We start from the raw sequence: 20,557 nt of genomic DNA on the forward strand, positions 1-20,557 counted from the left end.
CACGCCGCCAGCGTTCGTCCTGAGCCAGGATCAAACTCTCCAATAAATTATATTAGAGAACCTTGATAGGCTCTTTAAAAATCTAAATTATCTTTTTTGTTAAAAGAAATTGTTAGTTGTTGTTTTCAAACGCAAGCGTTCGAAAACCGCACATCTGGCTTGATACATGTTGGTGTACATATATCTTTTTGTTTTCTACATTGTTTAGTTTTCAAAGAACACGTTGCTGGCACTTGCTTAAGTCAGCTTGTATAGATTATCACATCCGCAAACGGCTGTCAATATCTTTTTTCGAAACCAGTTGATGACTTGCGTTAAAGACAAGTGAATCGATGATTTCGTTTTTTGTTTTCGCCGTTGTTATTGGCGACTTGTAATATACTACACTCTTTTAGTTTTGCTGTCAATACTTTTTTTCGTTATTTAGATGAATTTGTAAATAATTAAACCAATGACGCCAGGTATACCGAAAATACCAGCAATTAAAGCATTTATCAAATTGATTTGTAACCCAACACCAAACAAATTAATAATCCAAAGCATAATTCCGCCGATAATGCTGTTGGTAATAAGTTTCCACAGTAAACGCATCGGCAGAGAAACAACTTTACCAATTGCATAAAGAACAACTAAGCCTATAAAAAAGGCAATCAACATACTAAATTCCATAAAAGTACCTCCAATTTATATTGCAACCGGAGCAAGCCAGTAGCTGCTCCAGTTCTTTGTTTATATTTCACGACGATTTTCGAGTGCTTTCGATAAAGTGACTTCATCTGCATATTCAAGATCGCCGCCAACGGGCAGACCATGTGCGATACGCGTTACTTTGATACCGATTGGCTTCAGAAGCTTGGCAACATACATTGCCGTAGCTTCACCCTCGACGTTCGGATTCGTCGCCATAATAATTTCTTTGACATCCGAGCTGTACAGCCTGTTTAAAAGTTCTTTAATCCGAATATCATCTGGTCCAATTCCTTCAAGCGGTGACAATGTGCCGTGTAAAACATGATACAATCCTTTAAAATCCCGCATACGTTCCATCGCTCCAACGTCACGCGGCTGTTCAACTACGCAAATGATAGAACGATCTCTATTTTCCGATGTACAGATTTTACAAGGATTTGTATCACTTAAATCAAAGCAGGTATTGCAAAAACCAATTTTTTCTTTGGCTTCGATAATTGCATTTGCCAATGCTTTCGCTTTTTCAACATCCATATCTAATATATGGTAAGCCAACCGCGTTGCTGTTTTCGCCCCAATACCAGGTAACGAACGAAAATGCTCAATCAATTTAGCCAGGGGTGCGATATATTGCATTTAAAACATTCCTGGTGGTAAATTCAATCCGCCGGTAAGTTTGCCCATTTCGCTTGCCATCAAATCGTCCACTTTTTTCACAGCTTCATTAATTGCTGCTGAAATCAGGTCTTGCAGCATTTCTACATCTTCAGGATCAACCGCTGCCGGATCGATGATAAGTGACTGGATTTGTTTTTCACCATTCATGACAACTTTAATTGCCCCACCGCCTGCAGATACATCAATTGTTCGAGTTTTTAATTCTTCTTGCATTTTCCCCATTTCGGCTTGCAGTTTTTGAACTTTTTTCATCATACCGCCCATATTCCCCATGTTTCCCATTCCGTTAAACATATAAATGGCCTCCTTCATACTATTGCAAATTTATTTCATTTTGGATTAAATAATCTCTATATCATAGACTATCAAAATTGTGGATTCTCGTCAAACCCTAAATTATCGTTTCAATTGATTATTTCAAATCTTCTTTTTTGACAAAATTATCACCAAATACCGCGACCGCTGTATCAAGAGTTTGTTTTTCCTGCTCCGTCATCGTTGTGTAGTCAATCTCCAGCTTAGCCGGCTGCGTTTGAATCGGCTTCGGCTTGGCTTTTGTCGGTGCTTTCGGCGGAGCGGCAGTTTCTAATGTACAAACAATCCGAATTGGGCGCTGACAAATCTCTTGCAAGATCTCTTCCAGCATTTCGCGATAATCATTTCGTTCAGTACGTGCTTTTTGAAAGGATCCTTTAAATGCAATAAACATTTGTGTATCCGTCAACCCACGCAATACCCCCTGACCAACACATGCTAAAACAGGAGCCTTGCCATGTTCTTTCAGCGTGTTGAGCAGCTGCTGCCAAACAGATTGTGCACTTGCATCAATAGCCCCATCGCTAGGAAGATCCCGTACTTCACTTGTTTTAGGCTGCTGCTTTGCATACTGTGCTCCACCTGAAGGTCCACTTGTCGCAACAGACACTGGCCTCGAAGCTGCGACTGGTTGTTTTTTCATAAGTTGTAAAACCGCTTTCAGCTGCGTCTCCAGCTCGTTCACACGCTCTAGTAGTCCATCATCTGTTGCTAGAACGTCGCCAGAAGTCGATGCGTTTACTTTTGAAAAGCACAATGACAAAAGGGCTGCTTCTGTAGTAATCCTTGGCTGAGGCGACCATTTCGCTTCACTCAGCGCTTCATGCATCTTTTGAATAATAATCGCCAGTTCATTATGCGTAAATTTAGCCGCATGTCCTTTTAAAATGTCTTCACGATCACTGTATAAGTCAATACCAGCAACACTGCCAGCGGCCTGATAAATCATTACGCTTCGCATATGTAATGCAATTTCTGTCAAAATCTGTTTTACATCTTTCCCATTGCGGATGAGTTCATCCAAAATGGTAATAATTTCTTTTGAATCTTTATCTGCCAAAGCATCGGTAATTTTCCAAATCCATTCATGTCCAACCAATCCCAATAGCTGCCGAACTTGATCGGCACTAATTTTTTCAGAATCATTTGCACAACACTGATCAAGGATACTGAGCGCATCTCGCATCCCCCCATCCGCATGAATCGCAATCAATTTCAAAGCTTGCGGTTCAGCGGGGATCTTTAAATCTAGCAGGACCAATTCAAGACGCTTTTGTATTTCAGCTACAGTAATGCGTTTAAAATCATACCGCTGGCAGCGCGAATGAATCGTTGCCGGCACTTTATGTGCCTCCGTTGTCGCTAAAATAAACACGACATGTGACGGTGGTTCTTCCAGTGTTTTCAGCAAAGCATTAAATGCTTCTGTCGTCAGCATGTGTACTTCATCAATAATATAAACTTTATAGCGTCCATCCACCGGAGCAAATTTCACATTTTCACGCAGGTCACGGATTTCATCAATCCCACGATTTGATGCTGCATCAATTTCAAATACATCCATGGATGTACCTTTATTTATTTTTTCACAATTTGCACATACGTTGCAAGGATCAGCCGTTGGACCATTTTCGCAATTCAGTGCCTTGGCAAGAATTTTAGCCATGCTTGTTTTCCCTGTACCGCGCGGCCCCGAAAACAAGTAAGCGTGAGCAATTTTATCTAAATTAATAGCATTGGCCAATGTTTTACTGATATGTTCCTGCCCAATTAAATTCTCAAAATTACTTGGTCGCCATTTTCTATATAATGCTACGTAGGCCATTACCATCTCTCCCTGCCTTACAAATGCCTTTATGCTGCTTAATGCTTATTATAACAAAAAAGCAACCCGACAGGTTGCTTTTATTTTCTATACAATTCCTTTTTAACGTCGGGCCGCAGCCCCCAGGCAACCTCACGGCACATGAAAATGATCACTTACCGCTGCTTCCTTCCGGACCTGACGGGATTCGCAAGTTTCCATTGCGCAAGACCAAGGCACCGCGGTCCGACCTTAAAAAGGAATTTTTATTTTTAATTTTAATGGCGGAGAGTTAGGGATTCGAACCCTAGGTACAGTTTCCCGTACACACGCTTTCCAGGCGTGCTCCTTCAACCGCTCGGACAACTCTCCATTGTGCTTGAATATTGATGAATATTTTGTTACGTTGCATGTCATCTGCAACGATATATATATTATCATCTATTGGCATTATTGTCAACATTATTTTTTTAACGCCAGACTGCTAATATTACAGGGGATCTTAATGATCCCTGAACTCCTGTAATATTAGCATTTAAAAAATGATTTCATCGGCAGCAATAATCAATTCAAAGCCGCCAAAGCGAGTATTTACATGTATAATAGCCTGTTTATTGCCAAACGGTACTTCATTGCGAGCAAATTTTTGCGGTTCCAAGTCAACATCTAAATGCCGGTTGGACAAATTGACAACAAATAATCCATTTGTCACATTTAAAAATTCAGACACACTGTCAATCGCCAATTCATTCACTTCTGTAATATCTTCCTGACTATAACGTCGGGCCATTTCCAAGAAAACGGCTTCTTCTGCCAAAATTCCTGTAGTTAAAATAACATCGCCCATCAACCGCTGCGATACCACAACCGTTTCTTTGTCCGTATGAACCAACTCAGCATGGGGATCAACAACAGCTGCTGTATCCATAAAACGAAGGACTGAGCGTAAGAAAAGATCCGTATATTCCGTATATAATTCGCGAACCTCTTCAATCTCAGAAAAGTCAATTTTGCTCAACTGGATAAGACTTAATGCATCGGTCAAGACCATGTTGCTGTTCTTTTTATAATCTTGAATAACTTTTTCCAACTGAGGTAAAGACATAATATTTTTATCAATGATTGCTTGTCCCAAATTTAAGTTACCACTGTCTTGTGCATGCAAAAGTGTCTTAACTTGTGATTCTGTCAAATAACCTTCATCAATGGCCACTTCACCAAAAAGTCGGTCACAGCTGACCTGTAAATGATGCACTTGTTCCACTTGTTCTGCTGTCATTAGGTTTTGACTCATCGCCAAGACGCCAAGTTTGACATGATGTTTACTTTCAGCATCAAGCAGTTCACGAACCTGCTGCGCTGTCAAGAAATGATGGTTCAGTAGATATTGAGCAAAATATTGGCTAAGCATCCGCCTCAACCTTCTTTCTGATATCATCCAGTGTCTTTTTTATCTGCTGGGTCGTATAGGGCTTTTGAATAAAATCAATGGCTCCGAACTTCAGTGTTTCCACTAGTTTACTTGATGTTCCCGTTGAAGATAACATAATAACTTGCGCTTTCTCATTTATTTTGCGAATTGCCTTTAAGGCTTCAAGCCCCCCTACTTCCGGCATAACGATATCTAAAAAAGTGCCATCCGGCTGATTTGCCAGATACATCATGACCGCTTCTTTACCGTTTTTAGCTTCAAATACTTCGCAACCCAAACTTTCAAGTTCCTGTTTCAACTTTCTGCGTAACAATAGTGAATCATCCGTGATTAAAATCTTCAATTTTCTAGTCAATATCATCCGTCCCCCTTAGCGAATCTGAATGTCTTGCATCCTAAATCAACCCTGTGAACTACCAACTCCAAATATCCATTTTATTATAACATAAATCGTTTTGAATAAACATTCACAAAAATAAGAATTTAGACCTGTTTGTCCGTTTATCAGAAAGAAATTCTTACTTCATCCTATCATTCGTTGAACTAAATATTCTTTGCGTAATTTCCAGTAAGTGGATAAGTGAAGTAGCCTTCTTTAATTCAACTTACCATACTATCCTGCCTTATTATATTCGTTAGCAAAAATAGTTTCCCTTTGTCCAATGTTAATTTTTTAACAAGAATGACTGATTTTATGCTTTTTTCGCATACTCTATTTTTTCAATGTTAGCACCATCTACCGTTCAATTTGTCGATATACAGCTCGTTCTTGTTTTAATTCTTTGATCGTCAAGTTGCGCAAATAGGAATGATGTTGTTCTTCATTTTGATAAACAAAACCAACATGTGTAACAAATGGCTCAATTGTGGCAATTTTTAATAGCGGGGTTACAACCAGCAGTTGTAAATCAAGCTTTTTAAAAAGTTCTAACCCAAATCTGGCGGAATCATCCGAACTTTTTAAAAAGGCTTCGTCGATCACAACAAAACGAAACGATTGTATCCGTTTATTTTTTGCTTCCAGCCCAAAATTATAGACCAGACTCGCAGCTAAGATTGTATAGGCCAATTTTTCTTTTTGACCACCAGATTTCCCGCTTGAATCGGTATAATGTTCATATTCCTCATCGGTTTCACGCCATTTTTCCGATGCAGCAAAGGTATACCAGTTCCGTACATCAATCACTTTATCCATCCAGTGTTGATCTTCTTCAGCGAAATTAGCCCGCCCCCGAAAGCGATCCAGTATTTCTCTGATCTGGTTGAATTTTTCTTCCGTATACTGTTCATCATCATTATTTGCCAGCGCACTATCTGTACAAGATTTCAGCTGCATGCGGAATTGTTTAATTTCATGTTCGGCTGAAATAGTATATTCAATTTGAATATACCGCCCATCATTGTAATCAATGGCATTTAAAGAGTGATTAATCATATCAATACGCTCACGAATTTGTGCACAAGCCAACTCAAGTTTTCCATGAAATAAAGCAATCTGATTGATTGTATTTTCTTTCAGTAATTCTCTGAATTTCGTCTCAAAACGCGGTAAATCATCAAGTTCAAGCCGCTGTAAAATTTTTTCATATTCCCCCACAGCTTCCGGTGCAGCATCGATCGACATCGTCTCTTGCGGGTAAACGACCGAAAACTGTGTCATAAGTCGAGTTAGACTTGTCGCCGTTTCAGCTAAAAGGCAGCTCGCTGTTTCCAGTTGTGCCGAAATCCAAATTGCATATGTATTTTCAAGCGATATGATTTCAAGTAGATTGATCTTTTTATCCCCCAGGGCTGCCGTATAATTTGCTTCAAGATACGGATAAGCCTGCTTTTGGATTGTTGCTTCCACTTGGTCGGCCAACATGCGATTGACCTTCATTTTCGCATTTTTTTGTTCTAGTAACAGCTGTGTCTGGTATAAATGTTTATTTGTCATATTCAAAATTCTTGCTGCATTTTCTTTCAAGGATGTTAATTCTTCTTGTTTTTCTTTTAAAGTTTGCAACGTTTCATTTTGATGTTCAAGCTCCGTCAATCTTTGCAGTTTAGCAAGAATCTGCTTTTCTACGCCAGAGCAATCAATCGTTTCAAAGTCCGTTACTTCCGTTACTATTGTAATCGCCGTAATTCGTGTTTGATTTTCAATTTGTTTTGTTTTGATTTCACGACGGAGTTTTTTCCAGCGTTTTACTTCACCCGTCAAATTTTCAATTTCCTGTTCTAACAGCGAAATTTTCTTTTGATTTGAAAACCCTAAAATGTAGCGGCGCTGATCGTTTAAACTATGTCGATCATCTTTTTCATGGCGCTGTTTGCCAGTTTTAATCTGCCCGCCTTTTGTCAACGCATAGTCGGCAGTTTTAAACTCCTGTACTGTTTCGGCGCATATATGACGGAATCGTTTATGTACTTCGCTGCGCACCCAGTCAGAAAATCTGGCATCCCGTTTAAAATTCAACTTTGTATAGACCATCATGCAATCGTCATCTACTTTAGCTATCGCAACCGCTTCATCCACGATACGATAATACACAAAACGTAAATGCAGTGGTGTTTTTTCAATCCAATTCACGACCTCGGTATAATGGGAATCCGGTATTAACAAGGATAGACCAAACGTATGCAATAACTGCTCAATGGCGCCTTCCCAATCGCTTTCTGTGTTTTTCACTTCAATCAGTTCACCAATAAATGGCATTTCGCTTACAGCTAAATCAAGGCTGCAACATAAACGATTGCGAATTTCAATATACTCACGCGGTATACTTGATTGGCGCAGTCGCAGAGATTCTAGTTCTTCACCAATTTGTTTACGTTCTTTTTCCACTTCATTACAGCTAATTTCATAATCAGCAAGCTCTTCAGCCAGTTCCTGCGCAAGGTCTCCTTCGTCTCGCTTACAGATAGTTAGCTGTTCGCGGTTACAGTGAAAAACAGCTTCTGAAACTGGTGTCGCAAGCCCCAACAGTTCTGCCTGCCGATTGTACTGCTCCAATGATTTTTTACAGGAGGCAAGCATCTGCTTGTCTTTACTAATTTCGAGCTGCAATGTCTCCAGGCGTCGTCCGCCGTTTTGATCCATTTCACGAGAGATCGTGTTCAGCTCAGTTTCCACTCCTTGTAAAATAACCGTTTGCCCTGTACATCTCTGTTCCGTCTCGCTGAGATCAGATGTCAAGTCCGTAACTTCGTCAAGTAAAAGCAGATTTTCTTTTTCAGCAAACCATGGTTTTAAAGTCAACTGCATTAATTGCAGCTGCTTCGTATGTTTGCCCGCCGCATCATAGGTCTTGCCTAATTCGACAAGCGGCTGCAATAGCGCTTGTTGGTTTTTGGCTTTAAGTACTGTTTGATGTGCCATATCCAGATCATAAAAATGCCCTAATAAATTTTTTACATCATCGGCTGTATCTGGTACTTCAAGCATGTTTTGTCGAACAAAGCTTGTCAGTTCATCCACTTTTTTCATTGAAATCGTTTGTTGAAACAAGTCCATGGCTTGCGCTTGGCGAATGCCAAACCGATGACGGAATTCACGTGCATAAGGCGGGTAATCCTCATAGATGTGAATGTAATGATCACGATCCAGCCTTTTCTTGAGATTTTTAATATCACTGCCAAAATTACTGAAGTGCTCCGTAATAAGCAGTGTTTTATCCGCTAAGACAAAAAAACGAGCCGGCCAGCGCTGTTCATCTTTAAACCAAAAGACCTGTGCTAAGGTTACGACTTCACCGAGATTTATATCAGAGAAAGTCGCTAAAATCACGGAATATTGATCGGAATTGCGCAGTGATTCTGGTTGTCCCCCGCCTTCACGCGTCCGCTTTTGTCCATAATACCCACGCACATAGGAAGTTAAATTCCGCTCTTTTGCACTGGCATCCGCAGCTTTGTTATACATCACTTTACGCGGCGGTACCAAAAGTGTACTCAGTGCATCGACCAAAGTAGATTTCCCTGAACCGACATCCCCTGTCAATAAAGATGTATCCCCATTTAAATTTAATGTCCATACTTTATTATGGAATGTTCCCCAATTATAGATTTCAAGTTTTTGTAAACGGAAACCAAGTTTATCGATGCCTTCAGGATTTTCAAAATCAAATAAGTCCATTCATGCCATCCTCCTCTTTCGTTTCCGATTTTGCACCATATTCTATGTAGTCTGCCAATCGTTCATCAAATTCTTGCAGCCATTTCGCATTGACAAAACTCCGCACAATCCGCTCTACCTCATAGGTATCATCCTGCGTTTTCAGTTTGCGTAAAAAGCCCATTTCTTCGACTTTTGCTATATGGCGATCAACCTCCTGGCTGAATTTTATTTCATTCGTCGTAGCCGCAAAGAAAACTCGCATCTTATCCACAATATCATATTTTGTAATCAGCAATTGACTGTCACCATTCACAGAATCATATTCTCCCAGCTGTTTACGCAGCAAAACAAGCAATACAGAAACTGGATAGCTGAGTTGTCGGCGTGGTACCAGACGAGGCAGCGAGTCTTGTTCGCTTTGCCTCAAATATGCATATTCATCCATTTCATCAATAATTAGGATCAGCCCTAACCGTTTCACATAATCAGCAATTAAATGACGATGCTCTAAGACGGACTGCCATAGAGCCAGCTGCCTTTCTTTAAAGACAACACCACGCAGTAATGTAATCAAGACCCTTGAAAAATTAATTTCTTGTTCTTTGTCCATTATAATACCTCCGGTTGAGACGAAAATGTAATCTTCTCTAACTTTGTCAACAAATCTCGCCCTTCCATATCTTTCATAGCTATTTCCTCAAAATCATGTTCACTAAATCCAGCATCGGCTGTTTTACTTGCCAGTACCATATAACTTAATAATTCAGTGAGTCCTTGTTGTAATGGATAGGCATCAATTACCTCAGCCAGTGAGACAGACGTCTTTGTTTTCAATAAAGTTTCAATATTTTGCTGCAAAATCTTTTTATCAACATATACCTGTTCAAACATTGTTTCCACGGATGGTTCTTCTTTCCCTGTTTGCAAAAACTGATTTTGCAGCTGTATATGCTGCGGTGGTACAAAGAGGGGACGATCCATCGGCAGTTCAAAGTCAGGCACTATGGCATCTATCATCATAAAATCACCACGTGGCAAACAATCGCGAACCTGCAGTGCTTTCACTTCGATATTTTGCAGCAAGGCATAAATTCGTTGTTCTTCCGACAGATAATTTTCATCGACATAACGGCGAAGCTGTTTTGATAAAACGGCAATCGTAGACTGAACCTGAGAGGCTGCCGTGAACCAATCTCTATTAATCTGGGTCATATCAATTTCTTTAGCCGCTTCTTCTAAACTTGTAATATGTAAAACTTTATCCATTGTCTGTTGGAAATCTTCTTGTTGAGATGACCGCATTAAAAATTTCCAAAATGCATTAAAACTACGACCTTGCTCCGAATGATTGATACCATCTGACTCTAGAAAAATTTCTTCTAAAAGCTCGCCCTTCCCCTGCGTCCAGGTAACAATTTTATCGAGCATTCGCCTCTCCAAAGCACGAAAATTCTCCTCAACTTCACGAAAATCAGCCAAAATCCCCTGTGCCGTAGCAGCTGCCTGCAAAAACCGTTCCTTGATCTGGACATCGTCTAAGACTTCTATTTTCCCAGCTTTGACCTGTTCAATTTCCCGTTCAATGTTTCGTTTTTCTATTTCAAGATGCCTGAGCCGTGCTTCTGCATTCTGCTCTGAACCCTCTACAATTTGATGCAAAAGATCAAAAACCGTTCGCAGCCTTGATTCCGTTCCGACGAACCGTTGTCGCTTGAGGCTCAAAACCCATTCAATCGCTTTTTGCGCTGCTGACGTCAAATCATAATTTGCTTCATCCTTTAAATAAAAGCGTCTAAGCCAGGCATGCTGAGGATCAGCCCAAATTTCAAGGTATTCTTTAGCTGGTCGGTTAAACTTCTCTTCATTGCCGGATTGATTCACTATATATATAAAATCTCTCAAATCGGCAATCAGTTCAGCCTCTGTAATCGAACGCCGGCTCACAGCAATGAATTCCTGATTTAAAAAAGCCAGAATCAACTGTGTCTGCGGCGCTGCCAAAAGCCGCCAGGCAGCATTACTCGCACGTAATTCGCCAAGCATTTCATATGTCATATGATCTGCAATGTTCACCATATCTTTCACACCTGCTTATTTCAATTTATAGCGTAACCCTAATTCTATGCAAAGCATCCCCAAAATGCAAGGGTTACCTGAATTTCCCTCAATTTTTCATAATCTAGATAAGCTGCATTAAATATTCTACATATAAATCGTCAGAATTTCAAATTCATCCGTCCCCAAAATATTTTTATTTTGTTTATTTAGGTCAAAAGTCTGTTAATTCAGTGGAGATTTTTTTGCATTTTTGCTATAATTAAGAATAATGTGCACTTTATTTAGGAGAGGACGTTTTTTTTATGCAAATCAAACAAAAATTCTTTATTTTAGCTGGTATTGTGGCTTGTATCTTAGGAATTGTTTCGATCACAGGTTATTATACAGCGCAAAAATATCTAACCGCCAGTATTGAAAAAGAAATGACTGGCATTGTAAAATCAAATTCTGCCGATCTCGATCATTGGCTTACGTCGAAAGGCAATGAAATTGAAATGATGTCCCATACACTGCAGACAATGGATATTGCCGGTTCCATTCCTTTGACGCAAGATCATTTAAGCGGTGCCCAAGATGACAAAGATATTCAAGAAGTATATTTTGGCAGCAGCGATGCAAAATTTATTTCGCACTCCAAAGGTCTTGGTGATATTAACCCCTTGACTCGTGGCTGGTACAAAGATGCCAAAGCTCAGAACAAGCTCATCTTTACTGCCCCTTATGTCGATGCATTAACTGGTAAAATGGTCGTATCCGCAGCCTATCCACTTAAAGATAAAGCCGGAAACTTCAAAGGCGTTTTAGGTGCGGATATCGCTCTCGATATTCTCGAAAAACAAACGGAATCTTTAAAATACAACGGTAGCGGCACGGGCTTCATCCTAAATGCCGATGGACTTATTATCGCCGATGGCAATCAAGAAAATATATCGAAAAATATATCGGATCTGCCTGAACTAAAAGAACATGCCAATGACATCCTACATAACGGTACCGGTTTTTTCACGTATGACCTGGGCGGTGACAGAATGATTTTTACCTATAATACAGTACCGTCTACAGGCTGGATTGTAGGCTGCGTCATCCCCGAAAAAATAATATACAGTGACCTGGCTGCCCTCAAATATGGGTATAGTCTTTTAACACTGCTTGGACTTCTTCTTATGATTTTTATTTGTTTGAAATTCTCCGGTAAAATTACACGACCAATAACAAAATTGACGAACCAGGCAAATCAAATGGCAGAAGGAAATCTTCGCTTGGAAAAAATGCCGATCGAATCCGCTGATGAAATCGGACAGCTTACGAATGCATTTAATATTATGAATTCTCATTTGCATGACCTTATCTTTAAAATGTCTACCGTCTCGGAACAAGTTGCCGCATCATCCGAAGAACTCACAGCGGGCGCATCACAATCAGCTGAAGCTTCTAATCATGTAGCAGAAACCATCACCCATGTATCCAATGGAATGTCCCATCAAATGGATACGATTGAAACCACGACAAATCATGTGAATACAATCATTCAGGAAATCACCAAAACCGCTGACCATACCAGCAAAGTAGCTGAAATAACGGTCACAACGGCTACTGCTGCCGAAAACGGCAAAAAATTAATGAATGACGCTATCACGCAAATGAATCATATCGAAACTTCGGTAGGACAGTCGGCTGATGTCGTAACCAGACTGGGCGAAAACTCGAAAGAAATCGGCCAAATCATTGATGTGATTTCTGGAATTGCTGATCAAACGAACCTCTTAGCTTTGAATGCGGCGATTGAAGCCGCCCGTGCCGGAGAGCAAGGCCGCGGATTTTCTGTAGTAGCGGAAGAGGTGCGCAAACTTGCTGAGCAGTCGCAACGTTCTACCGAAGAAATTAAACACCTCGTGGCTACAATCCAGCAAGATACACAAAATGCGATACAAGTTATGCATAATGGTACGGAAGAAGTAAAAACCGGCTCCGCTGCCATCACAAATGTTGGCAGTGAATTCAATCGTATCATTGCTATGGTAGAAGCAATCAGCGCAAAAATGCAGGAAATATCAGCCTCCGTGCAGCAAGTCTCTGCCGGCGGACAAAACATCCTCCAATCCGTCGCAGATGTTAATACGGTAAGTCATGAAACGGCCGAAAAGACGCAGACAATCTCAGCCGCGACACAAGAACAATCTGCTTCCACGCAGGAAATTGCTTCTTCTTCACATGCCCTAGCCGAGTTGGCGGAAGAAATGCATAATATGATCAACAAATTTAAAATTTAACTTATATATAACGCAAAGATTGATATGTAATCAATCTTTGCGTTTTTTCATATATTTTTCAGATAAAAAGTATATAGTAAATCTTGCTTATAAATAAATAAGCCATATTATAAAAACAAATTTATAGATTCCGTTAGGTGAGGTTCCTGTATGAACACAGGCCACTGCCCCGAAACATCGAGAGATGCCAACGGGTAGAACAGGTATTATCGACATAAGGTATTACTTAAGGTGGCTGAGAATTATTTGACTCTACGTTGTGCAGTGCTAAAACTTGAACGATTGGGAAGGCTTCGTCAGCTGTTTTTTCTATGGGAAAATTTTGGACCTTCCGTCTTGCGGAAGGTCTTTTTGTTTTGAAAGGGGTGCTTAAGAATGGACGATAGTGACAGTCGATCGTGTAGTTCAATTTTATTAGAAAGTCAACTAAAAATAGCAACGATATTCTTAATGCATGGAGGTAAATTATCATGGCTTTATTTACAGCAAACATATCAAAACGAAAATTTAGTATAATAGATTTTTTTATTTTAGCCTTTATTTTTATTTTATTCTATACGATTTTAAAACTCGGGGCAGGTATGAGCATTCCTTTTTCACCAGAACAGCAGCCGGCAATCTCACTTGAACCAGACATGCTGCCTTATTACGCCGGACGTTCTTTGCTCAGAATGTTTATTGCCTTTGGAGCTTCTTTAATCTTTACATTTATCTATGGCTATATTGCAGCAAAAAACAAATTTGCCCAAAAGATATTAATTCCATTACTGGATATTCTGCAATCCGTTCCAGTTTTAGGTTTTCTATCCGTAACAATTGTTGCTTTTATGGCGTTCTTTCCCGGAAGTTTACTGGGCGTGGAATGTGCTTCTATTTTCGCCATTTTTACCGGGCAAGCCTGGAATATGACATTCAGCTTTTATCACTCTTTGGTTACAACACCAAAGGATTTGCAGGAAGCCGCCGCTATCTTGCATTTGAACTGGTGGCAAAAATTAATAAAGCTAGAACTTCCCGTAGCAATGATCGGCTTGGTTTGGAATGGCATGATGTCTTTTGGCGGTGGTTGGTTTTTCCTCGCCGCCAGTGAAGCTATCAGTGTTTTAGGCGAAAATATTCATCTACCTGGTGTTGGCTCCTTTTTAGCGGCTGCGGTAGAAGCTGGTAATATGGAAGCAATTTTATATTCCATATTCACTATGCTCTGTATGATTATTTTAGTCGATCAAATATTTTGGCAGCCCCTCGTCGTATGGAGCCAAAAATTCAAAATTGAGTTATCCGAATCCGCAGATATACCTTCTTCCTATGTCTATAATTTGCTACAACGCTCTGCGTTAATTCGCTTAATCAATGAATGGGTTTTGAATCCTTTATGTAAAGTCTTTAACTGCGTCTTCAATCAAATAGCGGAACTTTCAACCGCTGCCAGTCTGCGTATGCAAAGCCAAACATCGATAAAAGGTCTGCCGACTATTGTGCCACTTTGTCTTACCGTTGGCGTTCTTTATCTGTTAGCCGAGCCTGCCCAGGAAGCTTTTGCCATGCTCGCTGCGATGGAGCCTCGTGAACTTTTCTCGATCCTGCAATTAGGCTTCTATACATTTATCAGAGTCATCATTGCTTTGTTATTAGGTCTGATCTGGACCATTCCAATAGGCGTAAAAATCGGTCTAACGCCTAAACTGTCAAAAATATTCCAACCTGTTATTCAGATAGCCGCTTCTTTTCCGGCAAATATGTTATTTCCCTTTATCACCATTTTATTTGTTAAATTCCATGTAGATTTTCAGTGGGGCTGCATTGCACTCATGATGCTCGGTACGCAATGGTATATCCTGTTTAATGTAATTGCTGGTGCTTCCAGCATCCCCAATGATTTAATCGAAGTATCCTCCATATTCAATATGAAGGGTTGGAAAAAATGGAAAACATTGATTCTACCCAGCATTTTCCCCCATCTCGTCACTGGTTTGATTACCGCTTCCGGTGGGGCCTGGAATGCAAGCATCGTATCCGAGTTAGTCAGCTGGCACGAAAACGATCTCGTGGCCACTGGATTAGGTGCCTATATCAGTCAGGCCACAACACAGGGCGACTGGCCCAAAATCGTTTTGGGCATTACGGTCATGTGCATTTTCGTTGTAATGATCAATCGCTTTGTCTGGCATCGCTTATATCGTTTAGCTGAAGTTAAATATCACATTGACTAGGAGGTATGGTTTATGAAAAATTTAGTTGAAATCAAAAATGTAAATAAAACATTTGCTATAGAAGGACGCAGTGCTGCTTCTATTTTAGAAAATATCAACATCAGCATTCAGGAAGGTGAATTTCTGGCCATCTTAGGCCCATCCGGTTCCGGTAAATCAACCTTACTGCGAATTATTGCCGGTCTCATCCCCGCCTCCAACGGTACAGTTTCCTACCTGGGATCTCCTATTGAGGGTGTCAATCCAGGGGTCGCCATGGTCTTCCAGTCCTTTGCCCTTTTTCCGTGGCTTTCCGTTTTAGAAAATGTTATGCTGGGGCTTGAAGGTAAAAACCTTACAAAAACGGAAAAACAAGCAAAAGCCTTACAGGTCATTGATATTGTCGGTTTGGATGGCTTTGAGAATGCCTATCCCAAAGAATTATCGGGCGGTATGCGGCAAAGGGTCGGGATTGGACGGGCGTTAGTTAGTGAACCGGATGTACTCTTAATGGATGAAGCTTTTTCCGCTTTAGATGTGTTAACGGCTGAAAATCTCCGCCGTGATTTGTTGGAATTGTGGCTCGACAAAAAAATCCCCACAAAAGCGATTATTTTAGTTACGCACGGGATTGAAGAAGCGGTCTATATGGCCGATCGAGCCATTATTTTATCAAAAAGTCCTGCTGAAATCGTAAAAGATATCGAGATCACAATTCCGCGCTGGCGTGACAAAAAATCACCTGAATTTCTAGCCATTGTAGATGAAATTTATTCCTTCATGACCAAAAAGAAGATTGCTGCCCTGCCGCCATCTTTGCCACAGTTAAAAAAACTGACACAACTGCCGCAGGTATCAGCTGGTGCTTTAACAGGTTTCTTGGAATTGTTGGAAGATCTGAACGAAAAAACCGATCTTTATAAATTAGCCAGCCGTTTTATGATGGATATTGAAGATTTTTTCCCTTTAGTGGAATTATCAACGTTACTGCAATTTGCTCAAGTTGTGGAAGGTGATATTGAACTTACTGCCGAAGGTATCCAATTTGCCCGAGCGACTGTCCTTGAACGCAAAAAGCTATTCAGCGAGCAGCTATTGGCTCATGTTCCTTTTGTTCAGCAAATGATCACAATTTTGCAGTCCAAATCCAATAAAAAAATGAATATCGAGTTTTTCGAAGATTTACTGGCTCGTACCTTTGGTGATAAAACAGCCCAATCACAAATGGCTTTACTGATCAGCTGGGAACGTTACGCTGAACTTGTCGAATATGACCAAAATAAAGAGCAGGTTTATTTAGAAAGCACCATATAGAAAAAACGCACCTCTCATCTGTTTCAATTGATGAGAGGTGCGTTGTTCTATATTAAATTTTAAATTTCGCGGTAATCGCATTGAGATCTGTTGCCATTTGAGCCAAAGCATCCGAGCTTGCACTCACTTCATGCAAACTAGCACTTTGCTCCTCGGCGGCTGCTGCAACAGTTTGTGCACTGCTGCTCGTTTCGGCTGCAACAGTGCCAATGTTTTGGACATTGTTTACAACAGACTGCATACCATGTGCTGTTTCATCAACAGCCTGACTAATCTGCCCCATACCATGTCGAACTTCCGATAGTTTGCTGATAATAGTCTGGAACCCTTGCTGCGTTGCGTCCGTTGCGTCTTTCCCAGCCACCACTTCCTGATTGGCCTTGGCTACGACATCAACGGTGAACTGAATATCCGCTGTCATTTTTTCAATAATTTCGCCAATCGTATTTGTAGCACCCGCACTCTGTTCGGCAAGTTTGCGAACTTCTTCGGCTACTACCGCAAAGCCCCGACCGACTTCGCCCGCTCTGGCTGCTTCAATTGCAGCATTTAATGCCAGAAGATTCGTCTGTCCAGCAATCGAACGAATCGTTGTAATAATTTGCTGAATATCGCCCGACCCTTTTACCAAAGCTTCTGAAACATTTGTAATATCGATCATAGATGTCTGTATTGTATCATTTTGTGCAACTAACCTATGTATTAACTGCATTCCATTATCCGCATCCCCTACAGCATCCTGCGTAACCTGATTGACATGTGAGGCACTGGCACTCATTTCTTCTGTACTAGCACCAACCTGCTCAATCACAGCTGATATTTCCGTTATGTTTTTGGTATTTTTATCCGCACCAGCTGAAACCTCAGTGATGGTTTTCGCCACACTTTCCGATACCTGCATTTGTTCTTCGACAGATGACGAAAGTTCTTCGCTGGAGGCCGCAAGCACATCTGCATTATTTCTCAGTAAACCTACAATATCACGCAGTGCTTTTTTCAGCTTGATAATTTCGCCTGCCATATCACCGATTTCATCATTACGAGTCGCCTGCACATCGGGATGCGATAAATCCAATTTACTTACAAATAAAATATTCGTTTGCAAACTTTGAATTCGTCGTGATAAATTCCGACTGTATAAAAATAAAAGAACTACGATCATGAAGATTCCGATTAAACTGGTAATAATTACACTTTTAAAAATCGTCGCCTCTTTGTCATTGAGGTTACTAATTTTCGTTTGCAATGCTTCAGCCTGAAGTGTCATCGTCTTATCAAACAAGACATTGACTGTTTCGGTTTTTTTACGCAATACTGTGAGTTGATTGTTATCCTGCAGCTGATTCTTTTTTTTCAGCTCGATGATCTGTTTCATCTCATCTATATAGCTACGCATTTCTTCCTGTAAGGTTTCGCCTGTTTGTTTATTGCCTGTTGTTCCATCCATTGCTGCCGTAATCTTCGTTACAGCTTCAGCACTTTGTCCAAGTAAAGTCAATGTATCCACAGCATATTTTTCATCATTGTAAGCAAAATAGCCGCGAAAATCGCTTAAACCTTCGTGGAAATCATCTTGGGCACTTTGCAGTGCCATGGTTCGTGAAACAGTTCCACTTAAAATACTCTGGTACTCCAGATTCGTTTCTCTCAGTTGATAAAGTAAAATCCCAACGAGAATAACCATTAATGTTAATGCAATTCCCATCAGCATACCTAATTGAATGCCAATTGGCAGACGTTGTTTCATATGCATTCCTCCTAGAATTTTATTCATTTATCGCGCCAAAAGGTTGTATAGCCTATTGGAAACAATCTTTTAATCCAGACAAGTTATCTCGTAAAAAATCGGTGCGCTCACTCATCTTATGATATTTCCTCGAAACAGCTTTTAACCAATCGGCAATTCTAATAAATGTTGCTACTAGCAAGGAATGGTTCTATGTATTGTATTATTTATCGATCTACTACATTTATCTTACTGAATTGACCCTAGTTCACCTTTCCTAAGAAAAGCTCTTTAATGCGGCGTTAGCAAGTTTCTGTAAATACATCATTTTATATTTTATGCTCACCAGTATGATTCAAAAAAACATATCATGCTCATTCTATAATTTTATCCTTTTTAGTATTAAAGTCAATACATATTTGTATGGTAATTGGTAAAAATTTTTATGCTACACTAGCTATACGAGTATATAAAAAGGAGCATAAATCATGAATATTGGCGAAAAAATCAAAAATATAAGGAAATCACAAAATATAAGTATGAATTACTTAGCAAAAAAAGCCGAGGTCTCACAAGCAAATTTAAGCCGTATTGAAAACGGACAGCAGCAGCCAACGTTTGATACGATCAAACGTATTATTGCAGCCTTAGGATATAATCTCAACGATTTTTTTGCAGCCAGCTCCAAAGAAGAACCCCCTGATACAAAACATCTGTTAGACAGTATTCGAAAATTGAATATTGAACAAAAACAAGCTTTGCAATTGTTTTTGGAAGAGATGCTAAAATAAAAAGCATAGCAAAAAAACCTCACGTATACAAAGATAAATGTGAGGTTTTTTGCTATCCCCTTATTATATTTTCCGATTAACCAACTAGCTGCAAAAAGACTTGCATTATGCCGCCGCAGGCCATGCCTTCTTCACTGGCAGCACCGTTAAGCATCGTGACCGTATGAAGTGATGATTTTCCTGCATCGAATACACATAATGCGGCCATTTTCACGTCCGCTTCACCGCAGCCGCCGCCAATCGTCCCCCGTACCTGCCCATCAGGAAAAATAAGCATTTGGCTGCCGGTTTTTCGTGGTGTAGAACCTTTGGTTTCGACAATCGTCGCTAAAACAACTTGTTTTGACTCTTTTAATGACTCACAGATATGAGGAATTAATGTTATGTCCATTTGTTAAACCTCCAACCTTTTCAAGGGATCGTGCTCACCATTAAAAACATCAATAAGCTCGGCTGCAATGCTTACGGCAATTTCAGCCGGAGATTGCGCAGCAATCGCTATACCAATCGGCGAATGAATTTTACTCAGCCGAGCCGGATCTTCACCTTCTTCGAGCAGTCTCTGCATCGTCGCTTTGACACGAGATTTGCTGCCAATCATCCCCAGATAGCCAAAATTCGCCCGCAGAAAATTTTTCAAACAAAGAAAATCATAGCGATGTCCCCGCGTAACAATAACAATAGCTGTATTGGCATCAACTGTCGGCATCAGGCGAGAAATAATATTTTCGAAACTATCACACAGCACCATCTGTGCCGTAGGAAAAGACCGTGTATTCGCAAAGTCAGGACGGTCATCCGCCACGATTACCTCATATTCCAAAATCGATAAAATAGCTGCCAACGATCTGCTTATATGTCCAGCACCCAAGATGAGAACCTTGGGCTGCGGTAAAACGCAATCCCAAAAAATTTGCTGCGATGCCCCCTGCGCATCGACCATGGTAAACAAAACAGGTTTGTTCCAACTGTGGTTCTTTTGATAGGACTTTATTTTGTTGGTAAAATCAAGATTGATAATTTCACCGACTATTTCTCCATTTTTATAAAGCAGGAGCATTTGCGGTTCGCCAGATGAACTGATCAGCGTCATAACATCAACACTTTGTTTTTGCTCAATTGCTGCCTGCATCGCGGCAAAAGCTGATTTTATTGGATTTTCTTGCATAACAAACCTCCTGCGATATG

At 40.3% G+C, this 20,557-nt stretch carries 16 protein-coding genes, 1 tRNA gene and 1 riboswitch; of the genes, 4 read left to right on the top strand and 13 right to left on the bottom strand.

Annotated features, from left to right (window positions below):
- Window positions 1-423 precede the first annotated feature (423 nt).
- The 10 genes from F606_RS0104995 to F606_RS0105040 all read right to left on the bottom strand — a co-directional run bounded on the left by F606_RS0104995 (window position 424) and on the right by F606_RS0105040 (window position 11,094).
- Window positions 424-669: a pro-sigmaK processing inhibitor BofA family protein gene (locus F606_RS0104995; RefSeq protein WP_019552781.1), complete on the bottom strand. Its 246-nt coding sequence runs from the start codon at window positions 667-669 to the stop codon at window positions 424-426.
- 60 nt (window positions 670-729) lie between these two features.
- Window positions 730-1,326: a recombination mediator RecR gene (recR, locus tag F606_RS0105000; protein ID WP_019552782.1), complete on the bottom strand. Its 597-nt coding sequence runs from the start codon at window positions 1,324-1,326 to the stop codon at window positions 730-732.
- Window positions 1,327-1,662, bottom strand: coding sequence for a YbaB/EbfC family nucleoid-associated protein (locus F606_RS0105005; protein ID WP_019552783.1), 336 nt, complete (start codon window positions 1,660-1,662; stop codon window positions 1,327-1,329).
- Between the two features lie 118 nt (window positions 1,663-1,780).
- The gene (gene dnaX, locus F606_RS0105010; protein ID WP_019552784.1) at window positions 1,781-3,508 is read right to left on the bottom strand and encodes a DNA polymerase III subunit gamma/tau; all 1,728 of its coding nucleotides are present in this window, start codon (window positions 3,506-3,508) and stop codon (window positions 1,781-1,783) included.
- 261 nt (window positions 3,509-3,769) lie between these two features.
- Window positions 3,770-3,859 (bottom strand) — tRNA-Ser (locus F606_RS0105015).
- A 163-nt stretch (window positions 3,860-4,022) separates the two neighbouring features.
- Complete coding sequence (locus tag F606_RS0105020) at window positions 4,023-4,898, bottom strand: hypothetical protein (protein ID WP_019552785.1); 876 nt, start codon at window positions 4,896-4,898, stop codon at window positions 4,023-4,025.
- Window positions 4,891-5,280 carry a response regulator gene (locus F606_RS0105025; protein ID WP_019552786.1) on the bottom strand — a complete coding sequence of 130 codons (390 nt, stop codon included), beginning with the start codon at window positions 5,278-5,280 and terminating at the stop codon, window positions 4,891-4,893. The genes F606_RS0105020 and F606_RS0105025 overlap by 8 nt, the downstream gene beginning before the upstream one ends.
- Before the next feature lie 375 nt (window positions 5,281-5,655).
- Window positions 5,656-9,036 carry an ATP-binding protein gene (locus F606_RS0105030; protein WP_019552787.1) on the bottom strand — a complete coding sequence of 1,127 codons (3,381 nt, stop codon included), beginning with the start codon at window positions 9,034-9,036 and terminating at the stop codon, window positions 5,656-5,658.
- Entirely contained in the window at window positions 9,023-9,628 is a 606-nt protein-coding gene (locus F606_RS0105035) for a DUF4194 domain-containing protein (protein WP_019552788.1), read from the bottom strand. The genes F606_RS0105030 and F606_RS0105035 overlap by 14 nt, the downstream gene beginning before the upstream one ends.
- Complete coding sequence (locus F606_RS0105040; protein WP_019552789.1) at window positions 9,628-11,094, bottom strand: DUF3375 domain-containing protein; 1,467 nt, start codon at window positions 11,092-11,094, stop codon at window positions 9,628-9,630. The genes F606_RS0105035 and F606_RS0105040 overlap by 1 nt, the downstream gene beginning before the upstream one ends.
- A gap of 284 nt (window positions 11,095-11,378) precedes the next feature.
- Between F606_RS0105040 and F606_RS0105045 the strand changes: the two genes are divergently transcribed.
- From F606_RS0105045 to F606_RS0105055, 3 genes are all read left to right on the top strand, one after another.
- Window positions 11,379-13,346 carry a methyl-accepting chemotaxis protein gene (locus tag F606_RS0105045; protein WP_019552790.1) on the top strand — a complete coding sequence of 656 codons (1,968 nt, stop codon included), beginning with the start codon at window positions 11,379-11,381 and terminating at the stop codon, window positions 13,344-13,346.
- Between the two features lie 122 nt (window positions 13,347-13,468).
- Window positions 13,469-13,640, top strand: a riboswitch (M-box (ykoK) riboswitch).
- 176 nt (window positions 13,641-13,816) lie between these two features.
- The gene (locus F606_RS0105050) at window positions 13,817-15,559 is read left to right on the top strand and encodes an ABC transporter permease (RefSeq protein WP_019552791.1); all 1,743 of its coding nucleotides are present in this window, start codon (window positions 13,817-13,819) and stop codon (window positions 15,557-15,559) included.
- Window positions 15,560-15,571: 12 nt separating this feature from the next.
- Window positions 15,572-16,852 (top strand): ABC transporter ATP-binding protein, encoded by a 1,281-nt coding sequence (locus F606_RS0105055; RefSeq protein WP_019552792.1) that lies wholly within the window; start codon window positions 15,572-15,574, stop codon window positions 16,850-16,852.
- Between the two features lie 52 nt (window positions 16,853-16,904).
- Here F606_RS0105055 and F606_RS0105060 read toward each other — a convergent pair whose 3' ends face one another.
- Window positions 16,905-18,599 carry a methyl-accepting chemotaxis protein gene (locus tag F606_RS0105060; RefSeq protein ID WP_019552793.1) on the bottom strand — a complete coding sequence of 565 codons (1,695 nt, stop codon included), beginning with the start codon at window positions 18,597-18,599 and terminating at the stop codon, window positions 16,905-16,907.
- A gap of 467 nt (window positions 18,600-19,066) precedes the next feature.
- On the opposite strand from F606_RS0105060, the gene F606_RS0105065 reads away from it, so the two are divergent.
- Entirely contained in the window at window positions 19,067-19,369 is a 303-nt protein-coding gene (locus F606_RS0105065) for a type II toxin-antitoxin system RelB family anti-toxin (protein WP_019552794.1), read from the top strand.
- Between the two features lie 76 nt (window positions 19,370-19,445).
- Here the strand turns inward: F606_RS0105065 and F606_RS0105070 are convergent, their stop codons facing one another.
- Together F606_RS0105070 and F606_RS20615 are read right to left on the bottom strand one after the other, a co-directional pair.
- Entirely contained in the window at window positions 19,446-19,760 is a 315-nt protein-coding gene (locus F606_RS0105070) for an XdhC family protein (protein ID WP_019552795.1), read from the bottom strand.
- 3 nt (window positions 19,761-19,763) lie between these two features.
- A complete protein-coding gene (locus F606_RS20615) occupies window positions 19,764-20,537 on the bottom strand; it encodes an XdhC family protein (RefSeq protein ID WP_019552796.1) in 774 nt (257 codons plus the stop codon).
- Window positions 20,538-20,557: the final 20 nt, after the last annotated feature.

It is taken from the genome of Propionispira raffinosivorans DSM 20765 (genome assembly GCF_000381065.1).
Taxonomy (GTDB): Bacteria; Bacillota; Negativicutes; order Selenomonadales; family Selenomonadaceae; genus Propionispira; species Propionispira raffinosivorans.